Below are 18,785 nucleotides of genomic sequence, written 5' to 3'. Positions count from 1 at the left end.
CGCCATGGCTGCCATAGAAAGGGGTTTTATGATGAAAAAATATCTGCTGGCCGTCCTCGTCGACGATAAGCCGGGAGTTCTGACACATGTATCGGGACTCATCAGCCGCAGAGCATTCAATATCGAAAGCATTTCGGCCGGTTATACGGAAGATGCGGATGTCACGCGCATCAACATTGTGGTTTCGGTAGAATCGGAGAATGAGCTCTACCAGGTCATCAATCAGCTCAGCAAGCTCATCGATGTCATCAAGATCGTCAATCTCAGCGAGGCGGATTCCATTGAGCGCGAGCTCGTGCTCATCAAGGTTGCCGCGACGCGTGAGAATCGCGCGGACATCATCAATGTGGTCAACATCTTCCGTGCCAACATCGTCGATGTGACGCCGCAGGATGTCGTCATTGAATTGACGGGTGCACAGAATAAGATCGATGCACTCTGTGATGTCATGAAGGAGTACGGCATCATCGAGATTGCCCGCACAGGGGCCATCGCGATTTCCCGCGGTCCGGTCCCCGTCAAGGACATGTGAACACGCTGGTGTGGAAGCGTTACAATCCCTGCTGTGGCTTGCTCCAGCAGGGATTTTTTTACGTTCTTATTTTTGATAATGATAACCAGTCGTGTTATTATGGAAAGGAAATAGAGAGTGCAGTCCCCGCCAATATGGGTAATAAGCAGTCTGCATATTATATATACGATGATATGTGAAGGAGGATGGATGAGATGTTCCAGAAGACAGATTTTTGGATTGGTCTTGCTGTTGGTGCAGTAGCCGGTATCTTCGGCTATCGCTTCATGCAGGAGCGCGAGCAGCAGATGGCCGCTCTTCAGCCGGCCGCTCCGACTGGCGAAGTTCCCCTTGCTGAGCTTCAGCGTCAGAAGGAAGAACTGGAAGACCTGATTGCAGCTCAGGAAGCCAAGAAAAACTGATTGTTTTGCATGAGACAAGGGAGACTGCCAGCTTTGCGGCAGTCTCTTTCTGTACATGCCATTGTGGTTTTAGGGAGGAAATACGATTGAATTTCATGGGAAATCTGCAGATTCCTACGAATACCCTGGATTTATTCATCCGCTCGGTCGAGATCTCATCTTATCTGCCGGGCCGTGTGCGTCTTCACAGCAAGAAGCTCATCGGCAATCCCGGCCTGGAACAGCAGGTGCAGCAGCAGCTCGGTGCATTCCGGGAAATTGAGCGCGTGGAGACGAACACGGTGACGGGCTCCATCCTCATCCATTATGTGCCTGGGATCCTGCGCACGAACCGTGATTTGCGCAAAGTTGAAGAATATATCATGACACATGCGAGGAGGAGGTAAGCCATGTCTTATGTATCTGGTTTCATGATGGGCGCCGCCATTGGCAAGAGCATCCGTCAGATGCTGGGAGGTCGTCAGTCAGGAGCTTGTGCGCCGCGCGTTTCGGCACGCCGGGCACATTTTTCCCGTCCGGTGCGCAGTAAGGCTGTGCCGGACGGGCTCGAGCTCGTTTCCGCTTTGCCGGGCCGCCGGCGTTACCAGGCTGCTGTCATTTCCGCAGGACTGGCGAGTATCCTCGAGGAAAATCTTTCACGCCTGGATTTTGTCAGGAGCGTGGAGGTCAATGCCTTAAGCGGCAGCATCCTGTTCTGCTTCGAGGAGGCGGATGCACTGAAGATTGAAGGCCTGGCAGCCTGGCTGCGTGATCATATCTTTGGGCACAGGGGCCGCGCAGATACAGAAGACCGGCTGCCGGATGAGTCGCACGCGGGCAGTGTCACGCGCAGCATCCGCGGCTCGGCCCGCGCTTTTTCCGCCTGGATCAAGCACAGCACGGGCGGCTTGTTTGACATGAGTTCTCTGGCCTCCCTGCTGTTTGGCCTGCGCGGCCTGCGCAAGATGATTATGACACAGACTTCGCCATCAGGCGCGCAGATGCTCTGGTGGGCCTTGTCACTGATGAGAGGTTGGCGAACGGTATAATGTACGGAAGTTGTTATTTTAATCTGCAGGCCAGCCTGCCGCGCGAAGAGCGCGCAAGGCTGGCGGCAGCCATACGCCGCTACCGCATGGTCAAGGCCGTGACGGTAGCGGAGCGGCGCATTCAGATCTGGTATCAGGGACGCCTGCCGGTACGGGAAATCCAGCGCCTGGCCATCGAGACGGTCGAACACGTCAGGGAAGCAGCCATCAAACCGGCTGACCGCCTCGCGGAGTACCGCCGTGATGCCTTGTTCTCGCTTGCGAGCTTTGCCGGCATGGAAGTCCTGCGCCGCACGCAGCCGCAGCTCTTCCTGAGCCTCAAGGTCGTCAGGAGCCTGCTCGTGCTCGGCATTGCCCGCAAGTTCATCCAGAATGGCATACAGGGCATGGTCAAGGATCATCAGCCCAATGCTGATACACTGACGGCGACGGCTGTCATCGCTTCGGTACTGGCCGGCAAGCCGGAATCGAGCCTGACGCTGCTTGCCATTTCCAACGGTGCGGAAATGCTGACGAGCTACGCGGCAGAACGCGCGCGCAGCCATATTTCCGGCCTGCTCTCGATCGATCAGCGCTACGTATGGCTCGTCGATGGAGAGGTCGAGCGCAAGGTACCCGTCGAAGAGGTCAAAGCCGGCGATGTCATCGCCGCGCATACCGGTGAGAAGATTGTCATCGATGGCCGCGTCATCTCCGGCGATGCCGCCATCAATCAGGCATCGATCACAGGTGAGTCCAATCCGGCCATGAAGCACAAGGGCTCGCCCGTATATGCGGGCTCTGTCGTCGAAGCCGGTGAGCTCGTCATTGCCGTGGAGAAAGTCGGCAAGGATACGAGCCTTGCGCACATCGTCCATCTCGTCGAGGAAGCGCAGACGCGCAAGGCGCCGGTGCAGAACTTTGCCGACCAGATGGCCAATTTCCTCGTGCCGGTGTCGTTCCTCGGTGCAGCCATCGTTTATGGCGCGACGCGGGACTGGCAGCGTGTCCTGAATCTCCTGTTCATCGACTTTTCCTGCGGCCTCAAGCTTTCGACAGCCACGGCCATCTCGGCTGCCATCGGCGCGGCCGCGAAGCGCGGTATTCTCGTCAAGGGCGGCAACTACATCGAGGCCCTGGCCGAGACGGATACCGTTGTGCTCGACAAGACGGGCACGCTGACGGTGGGCGTGCCGCAGATTTCCTTTGTCAAGACCGCGCAGGGCGTCACGGAGAAGGAGACGGTTCTGCTCGCCGCTTCGGCGGAGCTGCATTCCGTTCATCCGCTGGCCGTTGCCATTCAGAAATACGTCAAGGAGAAGAACTGGGAGACGCCGCATCATAAGACTTCGAAGACCATCGTGGCGCGCGGCATGCAGGCGGAAGTGCCTGATTTTGAGGGCTTCCACGGCGGCGTGGTCCGCGTGGGCAGCAAGAAATTCCTTGCCGAGCATGGCATCACGGATCCCGAAACGCTCGATGCGGGACTCACGAGCAAGAATCTCCTCTACGTGGCTCGCGATGAACAGCTCATCGGCGTCATCGGCATCGAGGATCCGATTCGTCCCAAGATGAAGAAGACGCTCAATCAAATGCGCCGCTACGGCATTGATGAAATCGTCATGCTCACGGGTGACAGCAAGCCGGTCGCACAGGAAGTGGCCCGCAGCATGGACATCGATTCCTATTATGCGGAAATCCTGCCGGAGGATAAATCCGATTATGTCAACAAGCTCAAGCAGCACGGCACGGTCATGATGGTCGGCGATGGCATCAACGATGCGCCGGCGCTGGCCTTTGCCGACGTCGGCGTGTCACTCGGCGGCCGCCAGACGGATATCGCCGCGGAGTCTTCGGCTGTCACGATTCATTCGGAGGACCCGTCGAGACTCATGGAGGCTCTGCAGCTCGGCCGCCGCACGATGGATCTCGTGCATCAGAACTTCATGGCGACGATCCTCGTCAACAGTGCGGCGATGCTCCTCGGAGCACTCGGACGCATCAATCCCTTGTGGGCAGCCGTCATCCACAACACGGCTACACTGGCTGTCGTGCTCAACAGCTGCCGCATCCTGCGGCCCGAGCAGCGCGCCTTTGTTCGCCGCAAGCGCCGTTGATTCTCTTCATTCTCAAATCATGATTTTTTGGACAGGCTGTCTGCCGCGCGTGTGTTCCCCGCGGCAGACAGCCTGCTTTTTGCGTTGTTTGACGCGATGGTTATTGTTTCTAATTCAGCGGAATTTTTACACAATAAAAAAATTACTTGCACTTTATGATAATAACAAGTATACTGTATTTATAGACGTTCTTTTTCTTAGCATTTTCTGCTTATAGGGAAGCGGACATCTGAAGTTTATTTCTATTTTTAGTAAGGGGATTATCTTATGGAATACCAAGACAAGACACTCACGTGCAAAGAATGTGGTAAAGAATTCATCTTCACCGCTGGTGAGCAGGAATTTTATGCTGAGAAAGGCTTTGAGAACGAACCAGCACGCTGCCGTGATTGCCGCGACAAGCGCCGCCGCAGCCGTGAGGGCGGTGAGCAGCGCAAGATGTACAAGGTCGTCTGCGCAGACTGCGGCAAGGAAACGGAGGTTCCGTTCGAGCCGAAGAACGATCGTCCGGTATACTGCCGCGACTGCTTCAACAAGAGACGCGCACAGTAATCGCATAAAGAAAGACAGGAACCGCAGGGATCTCTCTTGCGATTCTTTATGCAGCATGCTATAATAAACATGCATATGAGCAACGAAGCCCGGGAATGCGTTTCCGGGCTTTCTTTTGTGAAAGGCGATTATTTTGAGAGAGAGGGATTTTGTATGAAGATGAAAAAATTACTGGCTCTCGCAGCTGCCTGTGTCTTCGCTGTTACGGCATTTGCCGGCTGCGGCGGCAATGGCGGGAGCTCCAGCAGCAGTTCCAGCGCGAAGGTCCTGAAGGTTGGTTCTTCCATCGACTTCGCTCCATTCGAGTTCCAGGATGAAGGCCAGAAGGAATACCAGGGCTTCGATATGGATCTCATCCGCGCCGTCGGCAAGGAGATGGGCTACGATGTCGAGATTCAGAACATCGGCTTTGATGGCCTGATCCCGGCCCTGCAGGCCAAGAACATCGATGTCATCATTTCCGGCATGACGATCAACGATGAGCGCAAGGAAAACGTACTCTTCTCGGATCCCTATTATCAGTCCGGCCTGACGATGGTTGTCCGCGCCGATGAGCAGGGCATCAAGAGCTTCCAGGACCTCAAGGGCCACAAGGTTGCGGTCCAGATCGGCACGACGAGTGCTGAGGCCGTCAAGAAGCTCGGCGGCGTCGAGGTCAAGGAGCTCAACACGCCGGCTGACTGCTTCATGGAACTCAAGGCCAATGGTGTCGATGCTGTTGTCAACGACCGTCCGGTCAATGATTACTACATCACCAAGAGCGGTGAGACGGGTGTCAAGGCTCTGCCGGAGCGCCTGACGGCTGAGGATTACGGCATTGCCCTCGCCAAGGACAATACGGAACTCCAGACGAAGATCAACGACGCACTCAAGAAGCTCAAGGAGAACGGCGAGTACGACAAGATCTATGCAAAATGGTTCGGTGAGCAGAAATAATCACGAATCCTGCATAAAAAAACACCAAGCCTGATGGCTTGGTGTTTTTCTTTCTATATAAAATATGCGTTGACAGGCCATACGACAGGAAATATAATTAAGTACAGGTTTTTCTTTTTTCGTTGAATAAATATAACTCGAAATGGTAAGGTGAGAGTACATGCATTTCAATTTTGACCTGGTGGTGAACTCCTTCCCACTGCTGCTGGTGGGTGCAGGAGTTACCATCAAGATTACGGCGCTGTCCGTAGCACTCGGCGTCATCATCGGCCTCTTTGTCGGCATCGCGCGCATATCGCGCATCAAGATTTTACGCGTGCTGTCGGCTGTCTATGTCGATTTCTTCCGTGGCACTCCGCTGCTCGTGCAGATCTTCCTCGTTTACTTCGCGCTGCCGGTCATTACGGGCCAGCGCGTCGATCCGTTTGTCGCCGCCATCGGTTCCTGCGGCATCAACTCCGGTGCATACGTAGCAGAGATCTTCCGCGCCGGCATCCAGTCCATCGACAAGGGGCAGATGGAAGCCGGCCGTTCCCTCGGCATGACGTGGGTACAGACGATGCGCTACATCATTGTGCCACAGGCCTTCAAGCGCGTCATCCCGCCGCTCGGCAATGAGTTCATCGCCTTGTTGAAGGATTCGTCACTCGTATCGGTCATCGGCTTTGAAGAGCTCACGCGCCGTGGTCAGCTCATCATCGCCAAGACGTACGGTTCCCTGGAAATCTGGATCAGTGTAGCGGTCATCTACCTGGCCATGACGCTGACGATTTCCCGCTTTGTCGCTTATCTCGAGAGGAGGTATCAGACGGATGATCGCCATTGAGAATCTGAAGAAATCATTCGGTGAGGTGGAGGTCCTGAAGGGCATTGACCTCGATATCAAGGAAAAGGAAGTCGTGGTCATCATCGGTCCGTCCGGTTCCGGCAAGAGCACCCTGCTGCGCTGCATGAATTACCTGGAACAGCCGACGTCCGGCAAGGTCAGCGTCGATGGCATCGTCCTCGACGGCGAGGCCAACATCAATAAGGTGCGTGAGGAAGTCGGCATGGTATTCCAGCGCTTCAACCTCTTCCCGCATATGACGGTGCTCCAGAATATCATGCTTGCACCGATGAAGGTCCGCCACATCAAGAAGGAGGAGGCTGAGGAGACGGCCAAGACCCTCCTCGCCCGCGTCGGCCTGGCAGACAAGGCGGATTCGTATCCGAACCAGCTTTCAGGCGGTCAGCAGCAGCGCGTGGCCATCGCCCGTGCCCTTGCCATGAAGCCGAAGGTCATGCTTTTCGACGAGCCGACCTCGGCGCTCGATCCTGAGATGGTCGGCGAAGTTCTCGATGTCATGCGCAAACTGGCGGAAGAGGGCATGACGATGGTCATCGTCACGCACGAGATGGGCTTTGCCCGTGAAGTCGGCGACCGCCTGCTGTTCGTCGACGACGGCCGCATCATCGAGCAGGGTGATCCGAAGGAAGTATTTGAGCATCCGCAGGAGGAGCGCACGCGCTCGTTCCTCTCGAAAGTCCTCTGATCCTCGAACAAATGTATAAGACCCTCTTATGATCCTCATATCGTAATGTAATTTGACAGTTGCATGGCGAGTCAGTATAATTGGAATTAATCAGCATCGTGCTGATTCGGGAGGCTGTTTTGGCCTCGGTTACATTGTTTTAGGGGGAATCATTATGGTTGGCAAAGTAAAATGGTTCAGCGCTGAGAAAGGCTACGGCTTCATTGCACGTGAAGACGGCGATGATGTGTTCGTTCACTTCTCCGCGATCCAGGATGAAGGCTTCAAGACGCTCAACGAGGGTCAGGGTGTCGAATTCGACATCGTTGAAGGTGCAAGAGGTCCGCAGGCAGCGAATGTCATCAAGACGGCCTGACAATATTTGTCTTTAACCAGCCCAGGCTTTGGCCTGGGCTTTCGTTTTGCATTTTTTGTTTTTTTTTAATGAAATATTCCGATTTCAAGCAGGGATTCGTGAGGCCTTGGCGAATACATATCATATAATCAGAAGCAATCCCCTGTCGGACCAGGCTTCTTGTATAGGATATCATGCAGCGGCATTCTCCGCTGCAGAAATAAGAAAGGGGATGTGTCTTATGGCAACATTCACTGTAAGAGGCAAGAATATCGAGATCACTCCGTCCCTGCGGGAATATGTGGAGAAACGTGTCGGCAAAGTCACGAAATACTTCGATAATGTCGGCAACATCACGGTGCTCCTGACGGTGTCGAAAGGCCGTCATACGGTTGAGGTGACAGTGCCGATCCAGGGCGGCGTGCTGCTTCGCGGTGAGGAATCGACGATGGATATGTACACCTCAATCGATCTCGTGGTGGAGAAGCTCGAGCGTCAGATCCACAAACAGAAGACGAAACTTGCCCGCCGCTTCCGTGCCGGTGGTTTCAAGGCCGACGAGTTCAAGTCGACGCCGCTTCCGGATGTGCGGGATGAAGGCGATACGTACAATGTCGTCAAGACGAAGCACTTTATTGTGAAACCGATGGATGTTCAGGAAGCCATCATGCAGATGAATCTCCTGAACCACAACTTCTTTGTATTCCGCGATGCGGAGACGGAGGATGTCAATGTCGTCTATCGCCGCAACGATGGCAATTATGGTCTGATTGAGTCGAGTAACTGACACAACCCCATATCGCATGCGCGCATGAATTTCTGCAGGGCCGCCGCATCCAGACAGATGGATGCAGCGGCCCTTTTCCATGCCGGCAGGGAACGGCTTTATCCTGATTTGCCAGCATCGAGGGAGCTGCGGTATAATAAAACTCATTCATATATAGTTGACGCAGCAGGATAAGGGAAAGGAAGGCATGAGAGGATGAAGCGAGTAATCATCAATGCGGATGATTTTGGCCGCCACGCCGCCATCAATGAGGCCGTGGAGCTGGGGGTCATGCACGGTTGTCTGCGTTCGGCCACGGTCATGGCCGGAGGCGGTGCGTTTGAAGGTGCCATCGACATCGCAAGGCGTCACTCGGAACTCGGCCTGGGCATCCACTTTACGCTGGTCGATGACAAACCGGTTCTTCCGCCCTCGGAGGTGCCAAGCCTTGTCACGCCGGACGGACGCTTTTATGATAATCACCTGCTCTTCGTCAAGCATTATCTGCGCGGCGGCGTGCGCCTTGAGGAGGTGCGTGCGGAACTCGGTGCACAGCTTCGGAAGGTAGAGCGCACGGGCGTGCCGCTCTCGCATGCGGACAGTCATCAGCATATGCATACGCTGCCGGGAATCCTCCGCGTCGTGCTGGATCTTTGCGGGCAGGGGGGCATCAAGGCCATGCGTGCGCCGCGCACGCCTCTCCTGGCCGGGGATTTCGGCGGGGCCGGTCAGCTTATCGGGCGTCTGGGGCTCGGGACCCTGGCGCGCCTGGCAGCTTTTTGCGCCAAGCGCCATCACATCGCTGTGCCGGATCACTTTGGCGGCATTGTGGCGGGCGAGGCCGTCAGTGAACCCTTTCTCATCAAGACTTTGCAGGGTTTGTCTTCCGGCACGACGGAAATTATGATGCATCCGGGCACGAAGAATGCGCCTTTGCAGGAAGCCTGCCGCTGGCAGCATGACTTTGAGGCTGAGCTTGCGGCCATCCTTTCGCCGAAGGTCAGGGCCGTGCTGGCCCAGGAAAAGATAGAGGCCGTGAATTTCCGCACCTTGTATGAGAAAACGCGGGCTTGACGCGGTCCGGGCGCTTCATTGACTTCTATTCGGCAGTCTGATAATATTGTAAGGTAGGTTAACTGTAGGACAGGACGTACTGTCCACACCGGACATGAAGGAGTGATTTGGTTGCTGGGATTCATCAAACGATTCTTAGGTGACAATAACGATAAAGAAATTGCCCGTTACCGCAAGGTGGTCGAGAAGATCAATGCGCTGGAGCCTCAGATGCAGGGGCTGACGGACGATAAGCTGACGGGCTATACGAATATATTCCGTGAGCGCATCGCGAACGGCGAAACGCTCGAAGATATCCTGCCGGAAGCGTTTGCCGTGGTGCGCGAGGGATCGCGCCGCGTGCTCGGCATGCGCCATTTCGATGTACAGCTCATTGGCGGCATGTGCCTGCATGAGGGCAAGATCGCCGAGATGCGCACCGGTGAAGGCAAGACGCTCGTCGCGACGCTGCCGGTTTACCTCAATGCGCTGACGGGGAAAGGTGTTCATGTCATCACGGTCAACGATTACCTGGCACGCCGCGACAGCGAGGAGATGGGCCGTCTTTACCGGTACCTCGGCCTGACGGTTGGCCTCGTCGTACACGATATGGATTTCCCGGAGCGCAAATTCGCCTACAGCCGCGACATCACCTTCGGCACGAACAACGAGTTCGGTTTCGACTACCTGCGCGACAACATGGTCATCTATCCTGAGCAGATGGTACAGCGCGATCTGCATTATGCCATCGTCGATGAGGTGGATTCCATTCTCATCGATGAGGCGCGTACACCGCTCATCATCTCGGGCCCCGGTGCCAAGTCGACGGATATGTATGCCGTCATGGCCAAGGCCGTGGCCGGCCTCAAGGAAGGCATCGACTACACGGTCGATGAGAAGCAGAAGACGGTTGCGCCTGCCGACAACACGATCCCGAAGGTCGAGAAGATTCTCGGCATCAACAACCTCTATGCACCGGAGAACATCGAGCTCTCACATTGCTTCACGGCTGCCCTGCGCGCCAAGGCACTCATGAAGCGCGACCGCGATTACGTCGTGCGCAACGGCGAGATTATCATCGTCGATGAATTCACGGGCCGCCTCATGGAAGGCCGCCGCTATTCCGACGGCCTGCACCAGGCCATTGAGGCCAAGGAGGGCGTCAAGATTCAGCGCGAAAGCCAGACGCTCGCCACCATCACGTTCCAGAACTACTTCCGCATGTACGAGAAGCTTGCGGGCATGACGGGTACGGCCAAGACGGAAGAGGACGAGTTCCTCAAGATCTACAATCTGCCGGTCATCGTGGTGCCGACGAACAAGCCGGTCATCCGCATCGATTACCCGGATCTCATCTATAAGACGAAGCGCGCGAAGTACAAGGCGGTCGGACGGGCTGTCGAAGACCTTCACCGCAAGGGGCAGCCAGTCCTCATCGGCACGACGTCCATCACGCAGTCGGAAGAACTCAGCGCCATCCTTCATAAGCACGGCATTCCCCACAATGTCCTCAACGCCAAGTTCCATGAGAAGGAAGCGGAAATCATCGCCGGTGCCGGTCAGAAGGGCGCGGTGACGATCGCGACGAACATGGCTGGCCGCGGTACGGATATCAAGCTCGGCGAGGGTGTGCCGGAGCTCGGCGGCCTCTTTATCATCGGTACGGAGCGCCACGAATCCCGCCGCATCGACAATCAGCTGCGCGGCCGTGCCGGCCGTCAGGGCGATCCGGGTGCTTCGCGCTTTTATCTGTCGCTCGAGGATGATCTGCTGCGCCTCTTCGCCTCGGACCGCATCTCTGGCATCATGGACAAGCTCGGCATGGATGAGGATGAACCGATTGAGCACAAGCTCATCACCAACTCCATCGAACACGCGCAGAAGAAGGTCGAAGCGCGCAACTTCGATATCCGCAAGCACGTCCTCGAGTACGATGATGTCATGAATCAGCAGCGCGAGGTCATGTACGGTGAGCGCCGCAAGATCCTGCTCGGCGAGAACCTGCGCGAGAACATCATGGGCATGGTCAAGCACATCATCCGCGCGGAGATGGACCAGTATGCCAATGCTCAGCTCTATCCGGAGGAATGGCAGCTCGACGGCCTCATCGAGGACGCAGAGAAGATTTACGCACCGCAGGGCCGCCTTAAGAAGGAGGAACTCGCGGAGATGAGCCGCGACGAGCTGCAGGAATGCCTCGAGAAACTCGCGGAGGAAGGTTATCACAACCGCGAGCTGCTCTTCGGCGAGGAGAATATGCGCGAGCTCGAGAAGGTTGTCATGCTGCGTGTCGTCGATACGAAGTGGATGGAACACCTCGATCACATGGATATGCTGCGCGACGGCATCAACCTGCGCGCCTATGGCCAGCGCAACCCGCTCGTCGAGTACAAGATTGAAGCACTCGACATGTTCGAGGAGATGGAAGCTGCCATCCAGGATCAGATTGCCTCGCTCATGTATCACGTCAGCATCGTGACGCCGGAGCAGCAGGCGGCTGCCGAGGAGCAGAAGCCCGCTTCGGAACAGGACAAGGCCAAGATGGAGGAAACCATCAAGAAGCAGAAGTCGCAGCTTGAAGATCATCTGCAGAATGCCCAGGCTTCGCATGGCGATGAGGTCAGTGCGGCCGAAGCACACAAGAAGCCGGTCACGAACGACGGCAAGAAGGTCGGGCGCAACGATCCCTGCCCGTGCGGCAGCGGCAAGAAATACAAGAACTGCTGCGGCAAGAATGCCTGAGCATCCTGTAAAGCAGCCGGCTGTCAGTCGATAAGGGCCGCAGGGCCTTGGGAATGGAAAGAAAGGATATCATGTTAGAAGATTTGAAACCGCGTCTCGGCGAGCTCAAGGAAAAGCTGGACCAGATGGGCGTGTCCCTCGAAGTCCCGGCCAAAGAAGAGAAGATTGCCGAGCTCGAATACAAGATGGGTGAGCCGACGTTCTGGGACGATGCGGAAAAGGCTCAGAAAATCAATCAAGAACTCAATGACGTCAAGATCAGCGTGGATAAGTACAAGCATCTCGTCTCGAAGTTCGAGGATGCCCAGACCCTCTGGGAGATGGGCATGGAGGAACAGGATGAGAGCATGGAAGCCGATGTCAAGGCTGAGCTCGATGCTGTAGCGGAGGGCCTTGAGGCCCTGCAGCTCGAGGTGCTGCTCTCGGGTCCCTACGACGCCAACAATGCCATCCTGACGCTGCATGCCGGTGCGGGCGGAACGGAAGCCCAGGACTGGACGCAGATGCTGCTGCGCATGTACGGCCGCTGGGCGGAGCGTCATGGCTTCTCCGTCGAGACGGCAGATCTCCTGCCGGGCGATGAAGCCGGCGTCAAGAGCGCGACGCTCTTTATCAAGGGCCACAATGCCTACGGCTTCCTCAAGTCGGAAAAGGGCATCCACCGCCTCGTCCGCATTTCGCCGTTTGATGCGCAGGCACGCCGTCACACGTCGTTTGCGGCCTGCGACATCATGCCGGAAATCGACGATAATGTCGAGGTCAACATCAACATGTCGGATGTGCGCGTCGATACGTACCGCGCATCGGGCGCCGGCGGACAGCATATCAACAAGACGTCTTCGGCCGTCCGCATGACGCATGAGCCGACGGGCATCGTCGTGCAGTGCCAGAATGAGCGCTCGCAGCTGCAGAACCGCGAGCAGTGCCTCAAGATGCTGCGCGCCAAGCTCTTTGAGCTCGAAATGGAGAAGAAGGAAGCGGAGCTTGCCAAGCTCGAGGGCGATCAGCAGAAGATCGAGTGGGGCAGCCAGATCCGCTCCTACGTCTTCCAGCCGTACACGATGGTCAAGGATCATCGCACGAACGTCGAGACGGGCAATGTCCAGGCCGTCATGGATGGCGATATCGACATGTTCATCCGCGCGTTCCTCGCGGCGAAGGCAAATCACGAAATCTAAAAGAATCCATCTGGGGAGTCAGGGGCCAAGCTTCTGGCTCCTCGTTCCATTGACAGGCGACTGTGAGGGATGAAATTGCGAAAAACCTTGACTATTGCGGGCTTGTTCTTCATAATATTAATCGTGCTCGGCGAGCTGCTGCTTCCCTCCCTGGCGGAGGAGACGACGGCATCGCGCCTGTCCCGTAAATTTGCGACAAATGATGTTGAGGTGGCCTTGTCTTCAACGCCGCGGCTCCTGTTGGCAGCCGGCCATGCGGACCATCTCAGCGTTGTGGTGCGCAACGGCAGGATCGGGCAGCTGCGCGCCCGGGAGCTCAAGCTCACCGGCAGCGATGCGCAGATTGACTGCGGCGAACTCTTCCATGGCAATCTGAAGCTCGAGGAAGGCCGCGATCTTTCTCTTATCGGCACGTTTGATGCGGAGGGACTGCGCGAGGCGCTGGCTGCAAAGCTCAAGCAGGCCGATAACCTGCAGGTGGCCATCACCGATGACAACATTGTGGCGACTGCCGATGCGAAGGTCTTTGGCCGCAGGACAAGCCTTTCGCTCGTGGGTCATATGACAGCGGAAGATGGCTCGCTTTATTTTGTGACGGATCAGCTCGAGGTGACGGATTCGCCCTTTGGTTCTGCGAAACTCGGCGATCTGGTGAATAAGATCCAGCTCGTCAAACCAGAACAATTGCCACTGGGCATGCAGGTGCGGCGTGTGGAACAGAACGCCGGCACCATCCTGATTGTGGCGGAGGAAACTGCGCGGAATTGATGTGCGCAGGGAATGTGATGAGATAAGGTGGTTTTTGGCAAATGAAGGATTTCAAATACAATCGGTGGCTCATCGCCGTCATCGTGGTCGGCCTGCTGGCAGCCCTTGTGATCGGGTTCCAGCGCCATGGTGTGGAGCAGGCCAACCGGCAGGTCGACATGGCCATCGATTATGAAGGCCTCAAGGAACTCGCACAGCGCGAAGGCCTGCCGGAAGATGTCGTGCTTCAGCAGGCCAGGGAGGCGGGCATCACCTCGCTGGCCGTCTATGAGACGACATTCAAGAAGCTCAATGAAAACGGCAAGGCGACGGCACTGCCGGGCAGCCAGATCCTGGCAAGCTACCATGCCGGTACGCTTTCCGATCCTGTCTGGCGCCAGCTCGTGGCATCGGGAAAAATCCAGGGCAGTGAGGTCTACGTCGTGGGCAATGATCCGCAGACGTACCGCGAGGTCAAGGAAGACCTGCTGCGCCGCCTCGGCCCGGACCGCGTGACAGCTCTGACGGTTGGTTCTGAGGAAGTCCTTGCCGTCAAGGCACATTACGAATCCTTCCTCAAGATGAATCTCGGCATGCCGACGGATGAGATGAAGACGGTCAATGATGCCGGTTTCTATGTCCTCGCGCGCCCGAGCAATTATGAGGAATGCACGCCGGATGATGTCAAGGCGGTGTTCCAGCGCCTCGAGGGCTTCAAGATCTCTGAGATCGTATTTTCCGGCAATCAGTCCCTCGGTGCGCCCAAAGCCCTGCAGACGACCATCGATGAAATGAAGGACCGCGGCATCAACCTCGGCCTCATCGAGGCGACGACTCAGCTGCAGTTCTACAAGCAGGATGGCATGGAAGAGATCGCCAAGGGACTCGGCTACGATCATGTGGCACGCTTGTACGCCATCCCGAAGGATGAACAGCCGAAGCTCAAGATCGATACGGCCGTTGAACGCTGGTCGAATACGGATGAGGAACGCAACATCCGCATCGATCTTCTGCGCATCTACGATAAACCGTCGCCGAACATGAGCCTCCTGAAGACGAATATGGAGTACTTCAAAGCCACGCATGACAAGCTCGTGGCGCATGGCTACACCATCGGACCGGCCGGCACGTTTACCCTCTACAATCCGTCTGTCATCCTGCGCGCGCTCGTCGTGCTCGGCGTCGCGGCAGCCGGTGTGCTCTATCTGTCGCTCGTCATCCCGCCCCTCAATGCGCGTCCGCGCTACCAGTATATCCTGTTCGTGATTTTCGGCCTTCTGGCGGCCGTGCCGGTGCTCATGGGCAACGGCTCGAAAATCCGCGTGGTCGCAGCCCTGGCCAGTGCCAACATGTTCCCGGCGCTTGCCGTCATCTTCCAGCTGGACCGCGTGCGCGCCTTCCGGGAGAAGACCCGCATCCACATCGTGCGCCTGATTGTGACGGCAGCCATCGCCCTCTTCGTGACGGGAGCACTTTCGTATATCGGTGCAGCGTATCTCTCCGCTTCGCTGGCGGATACGCAGTACTTCCTTGAATTCAACATCTTCCGCGGCATCAAGCTGACGTTTGTGCTGCCCATCATCCTCGTGGCCATTGCCTTCCTGCAGCGCTTCGATATCTTCGACGGCCGCATGGACGACACGCAGGGTGTGATGGAACAGCTCAAACGCATCCTGGACATGCCCGTCCGCGTCAAGACCCTCATCGGCCTCTTTATCATTCTCGTGGCCGGTATCGTTTTCGTTGCCCGCAGCGGCCATACATCCGGCATGCCGGTTTCGCAGACGGAACTCCGCTTCCGCGCCTTCCTCGAGCAGGCCTTCTACGCCCGCCCGCGCACGAAGGAGCTTTTGATCGGCCATCCGGCCTTCATGCTGGCGGCGATGGCTGTGCTGCGCAAATGGCCGACCATGGTCTTCTTTGCCCTGGTCCTTGTTGCAACGATTGGTCAGGGGTCGATGGTTGAGACATTTGCGCACATGCGCACGCCGGTCTATATGTCGTTCATGCGCGGCATCGGCGGCATTGTACTCGGTGCCGGCATCGGCGCCGCAGCCATGATCCTGGTCGAGCTCTGGCAGACCATCATGGCCAGAGCCCATAAAGCCCATGAAAAGGAGAGAAATGCAGACTGATGGAGAAACGGATTGTCGTATCGGGATATTACGGCTCCAAGAATGCCGGGGATGAGGCCATGCTGGCCGCCATGCTCGAGGTTCTGGGGGATCTCGACCCAAAACTTCATATCACGGTGATCTCGGCAAATCCTGCTGATACAAGCCGCCGCCATGGCGTCGACTCCGTTTCCTGGCTCCGTATCCCTGCGATTATCCGGGAACTCTATCACGCGGACATGCTCATAAGCGGCGGTGGCAGCCTCCTGCAGAATGTCACGAGCCGCCGGAGTCTCTATTATTACCTGGCCATCATCTTCCTGGCTCTGCTCATGGGCAAGAAGGTCATGCTCTATGCACAGGGGATAGGCCCCATCATTGGCAGGCTCGCAGAATCCGCCATGCGCGTGATCGGCAACCGCGTCAATCTCATCACCGTGCGCGACAAGGGGTCGCTCGCGGAACTTTCGCGCCTCGGCATCACGAAGCCCGTGATCGAGTGCACGGCGGACCCCGTATTGGCCATCCATCCTGTCGACCAGGCGGCAGGGCGGGCCATCTTTCATGCCTATCACGCCGATGGGGCAAAGCCGGTAGTCGGCATTTCCGTCCGCGACTGGCAGCATGAGACGCATTTCAAGGAGGTCATGGCGGAGGTATCCGACCGCATCGTGCGTGAGCTCTCGGCCCGTGTGGTCTTCCTGCCCATGCAGTTCCCGGAGGACGTGCGGGCTGCCAAGTCCATTGCAGCCCTGACGAAGGAGCCGTGCACGGTGCTCAACGATGAGTATACGACGAGTGAGTTCCTGTCGCTTGTCGGCAATATGGATTTGATGATTGCCATCCGCCTGCACGCATTGATCTTTGCCGGTGTCATGGGCGTGCCGATGATCGGCATCTCGTATGATCCGAAGATTGACCGTTTCCTGGATTCCATCGGGGAGCAGCCGGCCGGCAGTCTGGATACGATCACCGCTGACGAGCTCATGCGGGAAGTGCGCCGCAAATGGCATGACAAGGCTGCCTTCCGCAGGAAGAATGCCGAGCTGCTGTCGGTGCTGCGCAGCCTCGCGGCGCGCAATGCGGAGCTGGCATTGAACCTCATAGAGGATTGAGAACAATCGCAAGAGGACTCCGCCGGGGTCCTCTTTTGTGCATCTTAGTATTGGGATAGCTGGAGGAATTTCATTCATGATCCACATGCGCAATGTATCGAAGATTTACAGCAATGGCACGGCCGCACTCGACCATGTCAGCGTCGATATCGAGGCCGGAGAATTCGTCTTTATTGTCGGTGCCAGCGGTGCGGGCAAGTCGACATTCATCAAGATGCTGTTTCGTGAGGAGCTGCCGACGAAAGGCAGGCTCATCGTCAACGGGCGCGATGTCGTCCACATGAAGCGTTCCGAGGTCCCGTACCTGCGGCGCGGGCTGGGCGTCATCTTTCAGGATTACCGTCTGCTGCCCGACAAGACGGTCTTTGAGAATGTGGCTTTTGCCATGCAGGTCATCGAGGCCCCTCGCCGGCTGATGCAGCGCAGCGTCAACGCCGTGCTCGATGTCGTGGGTCTGCGCGACAAGTACCGCTGTTTTCCCTCCCAGCTCTCGGGCGGCGAGCAGCAGCGCGTGGCAATTGCCCGGGCCATCGTCAACGACCCGGCCATCGTCATCGCGGATGAGCCGACGGGCAATCTCGACCCCGAGACGAGCTGGGATATCATGGATATCTTCAACCGCATCAATCTGGCCGGCACGACCATCGTCATGGCCACGCACGACAAGACCATCGTGGATACCATGCAGCGCCGCGTCATTGCCATCGAAGACGGACATATCGTGCGCGACGAAGAACGAGGAGGATATGGCTATGAAGCTTAGGACCAGCGAGTATTTCATCCAGGAGGTATTCCGCTCGCTCAAGCGCAATAACTGGATGACTTTTGCGTCCATCGGCACGGTCACGGTTTCCCTGTTCGTGCTCGGCGTCTTTTTGCTGCTCGTGCTCAATATGAACCGCCTGGCCTCGACGCTGGAATCCCAGGTGCAGATCAGCGTCTATTTGGAAGACGGCCTGACGGAAGCTGGCAAGGGAACGCTGCAGCAGGACATCGAAGGTCTTGCGGGCATCGATACGGTCACGTATGTTGACAAGACAGAGGCGGAGAAGCGCCTGCGGGAGCGTCTGGGCGAACAGGGCTACCTGCTCGATGCGCTCGGCGACGAGAATCCGCTGCCCGATTCTTTTGAAGTGACGGTTGCTGATCCGGCCTTCGTCGAGACGGCCGCCGGGACCATCGGGCAGCTTGAGGGCGTGGAGGAGGCCCGTTACGGGCAGGATGTCGCCACGCACCTCTTTGACATCACGCGACTCATCCGGATTTTCGGCCTCGTGCTCATGGTGCTCCTGTGCGGTGCGACACTTTTCATCATCTCGAATACCATCCGGCTCACCGTCTTCGCGCGGCGCAAGGAAATCGCCATCATGAAGTACGTGGGCGCGACGGACTGGTTCATCCGCTGGCCGTTCCTGCTCGAGGGCGTCGTCATGGGCTTTGCCGGCGGCCTGCTCGCAGCTCTGGTGCTTCGGAGTTTCTATGCGGCCATGACGGCCAAGATTTACGATACGCTGGCCTTTTTCCCGCTGATGCCACAGTATCCGTTCATGAATTACGTGACGCTTGGCATCCTCGCAGCCGGCATTTTTATCGGAGCCCTGGGGTCGACCATTTCGCTCAAGCGCTTCCTGAAGGTCTGAATGACAGGCGGGAAAGGGA

General features: G+C 57.0%; 19 protein-coding genes. All 19 read left to right on the top strand.

All coding sequences use genetic code 11. The annotated features are described in order from the left end of the window. Positions 1-31: 31 nt before the first annotated feature. The 19 genes from ilvN (at position 32) to ftsX (ending at position 18,766) form a co-directional block, all read left to right on the top strand. On the top strand, positions 32-532 hold the full coding sequence (ilvN, locus tag DWX75_RS04885) for an acetolactate synthase small subunit (RefSeq protein WP_118015254.1): 501 nt from the start codon (positions 32-34) through the stop codon (positions 530-532). A gap of 194 nt (positions 533-726) precedes the next feature. Beyond that, the gene (locus DWX75_RS04880) at positions 727-933 is read left to right on the top strand and encodes a 50S ribosomal protein L9 (protein WP_118015215.1); all 207 of its coding nucleotides are present in this window, start codon (positions 727-729) and stop codon (positions 931-933) included. A 95-nt stretch (positions 934-1,028) separates the two neighbouring features. Next, complete coding sequence (locus DWX75_RS04875) at positions 1,029-1,319, top strand: HMA2 domain-containing protein (protein ID WP_118015253.1); 291 nt, start codon at positions 1,029-1,031, stop codon at positions 1,317-1,319. 3 nt (positions 1,320-1,322) lie between these two features. Beyond that, on the top strand, positions 1,323-1,961 hold the full coding sequence (locus tag DWX75_RS04870) for an HMA2 domain-containing protein (protein WP_118015214.1): 639 nt from the start codon (positions 1,323-1,325) through the stop codon (positions 1,959-1,961). Beyond that, the gene (locus tag DWX75_RS04865; RefSeq protein WP_118015213.1) at positions 1,961-4,057 is read left to right on the top strand and encodes a cation-translocating P-type ATPase; all 2,097 of its coding nucleotides are present in this window, start codon (positions 1,961-1,963) and stop codon (positions 4,055-4,057) included. Before DWX75_RS04870 ends, DWX75_RS04865 begins: the two co-directional genes overlap by 1 nt. A 267-nt stretch (positions 4,058-4,324) precedes the next feature. Further along, entirely contained in the window at positions 4,325-4,609 is a 285-nt protein-coding gene (locus DWX75_RS04860) for a zinc-ribbon domain containing protein (protein ID WP_118015212.1), read from the top strand. Positions 4,610-4,762: 153 nt separating this feature from the next. Beyond that, on the top strand, positions 4,763-5,545 hold the full coding sequence (locus DWX75_RS04855) for a basic amino acid ABC transporter substrate-binding protein (RefSeq protein WP_118015211.1): 783 nt from the start codon (positions 4,763-4,765) through the stop codon (positions 5,543-5,545). A 160-nt stretch (positions 5,546-5,705) separates the two neighbouring features. Beyond that, on the top strand, positions 5,706-6,371 hold the full coding sequence (locus tag DWX75_RS04850) for an amino acid ABC transporter permease (protein ID WP_118015210.1): 666 nt from the start codon (positions 5,706-5,708) through the stop codon (positions 6,369-6,371). Continuing rightward, positions 6,358-7,077 carry an amino acid ABC transporter ATP-binding protein gene (locus DWX75_RS04845; protein ID WP_118015209.1) on the top strand — a complete coding sequence of 240 codons (720 nt, stop codon included), beginning with the start codon at positions 6,358-6,360 and terminating at the stop codon, positions 7,075-7,077. The genes DWX75_RS04850 and DWX75_RS04845 overlap by 14 nt, the downstream gene beginning before the upstream one ends. 154 nt (positions 7,078-7,231) lie before the next feature. Then, complete coding sequence (locus DWX75_RS04840) at positions 7,232-7,432, top strand: cold shock domain-containing protein (RefSeq protein ID WP_118015208.1); 201 nt, start codon at positions 7,232-7,234, stop codon at positions 7,430-7,432. Positions 7,433-7,652: 220 nt separating this feature from the next. After that, positions 7,653-8,198 carry a ribosome hibernation-promoting factor, HPF/YfiA family gene (gene hpf / locus DWX75_RS04835; protein WP_118015207.1) on the top strand — a complete coding sequence of 182 codons (546 nt, stop codon included), beginning with the start codon at positions 7,653-7,655 and terminating at the stop codon, positions 8,196-8,198. Between the two features lie 195 nt (positions 8,199-8,393). Continuing rightward, positions 8,394-9,251: a ChbG/HpnK family deacetylase gene (locus DWX75_RS04830; RefSeq protein ID WP_118015206.1), complete on the top strand. Its 858-nt coding sequence runs from the start codon at positions 8,394-8,396 to the stop codon at positions 9,249-9,251. A gap of 111 nt (positions 9,252-9,362) precedes the next feature. Next, positions 9,363-11,972, top strand: coding sequence for a preprotein translocase subunit SecA (secA, locus tag DWX75_RS04825; RefSeq protein ID WP_147369879.1), 2,610 nt, complete (start codon positions 9,363-9,365; stop codon positions 11,970-11,972). Positions 11,973-12,043: 71 nt separating this feature from the next. Beyond that, the gene (gene prfB / locus DWX75_RS04820) at positions 12,044-13,150 is read left to right on the top strand and encodes a peptide chain release factor 2 (RefSeq protein ID WP_118015204.1); all 1,107 of its coding nucleotides are present in this window, start codon (positions 12,044-12,046) and stop codon (positions 13,148-13,150) included. Between the two features lie 69 nt (positions 13,151-13,219). Beyond that, positions 13,220-13,918 (top strand): LmeA family phospholipid-binding protein, encoded by a 699-nt coding sequence (locus DWX75_RS04815; RefSeq protein ID WP_118015203.1) that lies wholly within the window; start codon positions 13,220-13,222, stop codon positions 13,916-13,918. A gap of 41 nt (positions 13,919-13,959) precedes the next feature. Beyond that, on the top strand, positions 13,960-16,032 hold the full coding sequence (locus tag DWX75_RS04810; RefSeq protein WP_118015202.1) for a DUF5693 family protein: 2,073 nt from the start codon (positions 13,960-13,962) through the stop codon (positions 16,030-16,032). After that, positions 16,032-17,126 (top strand): polysaccharide pyruvyl transferase CsaB, encoded by a 1,095-nt coding sequence (gene csaB, locus DWX75_RS04805; protein WP_118015201.1) that lies wholly within the window; start codon positions 16,032-16,034, stop codon positions 17,124-17,126. The genes DWX75_RS04810 and csaB overlap by 1 nt, the downstream gene beginning before the upstream one ends. 76 nt (positions 17,127-17,202) lie before the next feature. Beyond that, positions 17,203-17,889, top strand: coding sequence for a cell division ATP-binding protein FtsE (gene ftsE, locus DWX75_RS04800; RefSeq protein ID WP_118015200.1), 687 nt, complete (start codon positions 17,203-17,205; stop codon positions 17,887-17,889). Further along, a complete protein-coding gene (ftsX, locus tag DWX75_RS04795; RefSeq protein ID WP_118015199.1) occupies positions 17,879-18,766 on the top strand; it encodes a permease-like cell division protein FtsX in 888 nt (295 codons plus the stop codon). The genes ftsE and ftsX overlap by 11 nt, the downstream gene beginning before the upstream one ends. The last annotated feature ends 19 nt before the right edge of the window (positions 18,767-18,785 follow it).

It is taken from the genome of Mitsuokella sp. AF21-1AC (assembly GCF_003458855.1).
GTDB lineage: Bacteria > Bacillota > Negativicutes > Selenomonadales > Selenomonadaceae > Mitsuokella.
This window is presented reverse-complemented; position numbering and strand designations above follow the sequence as displayed.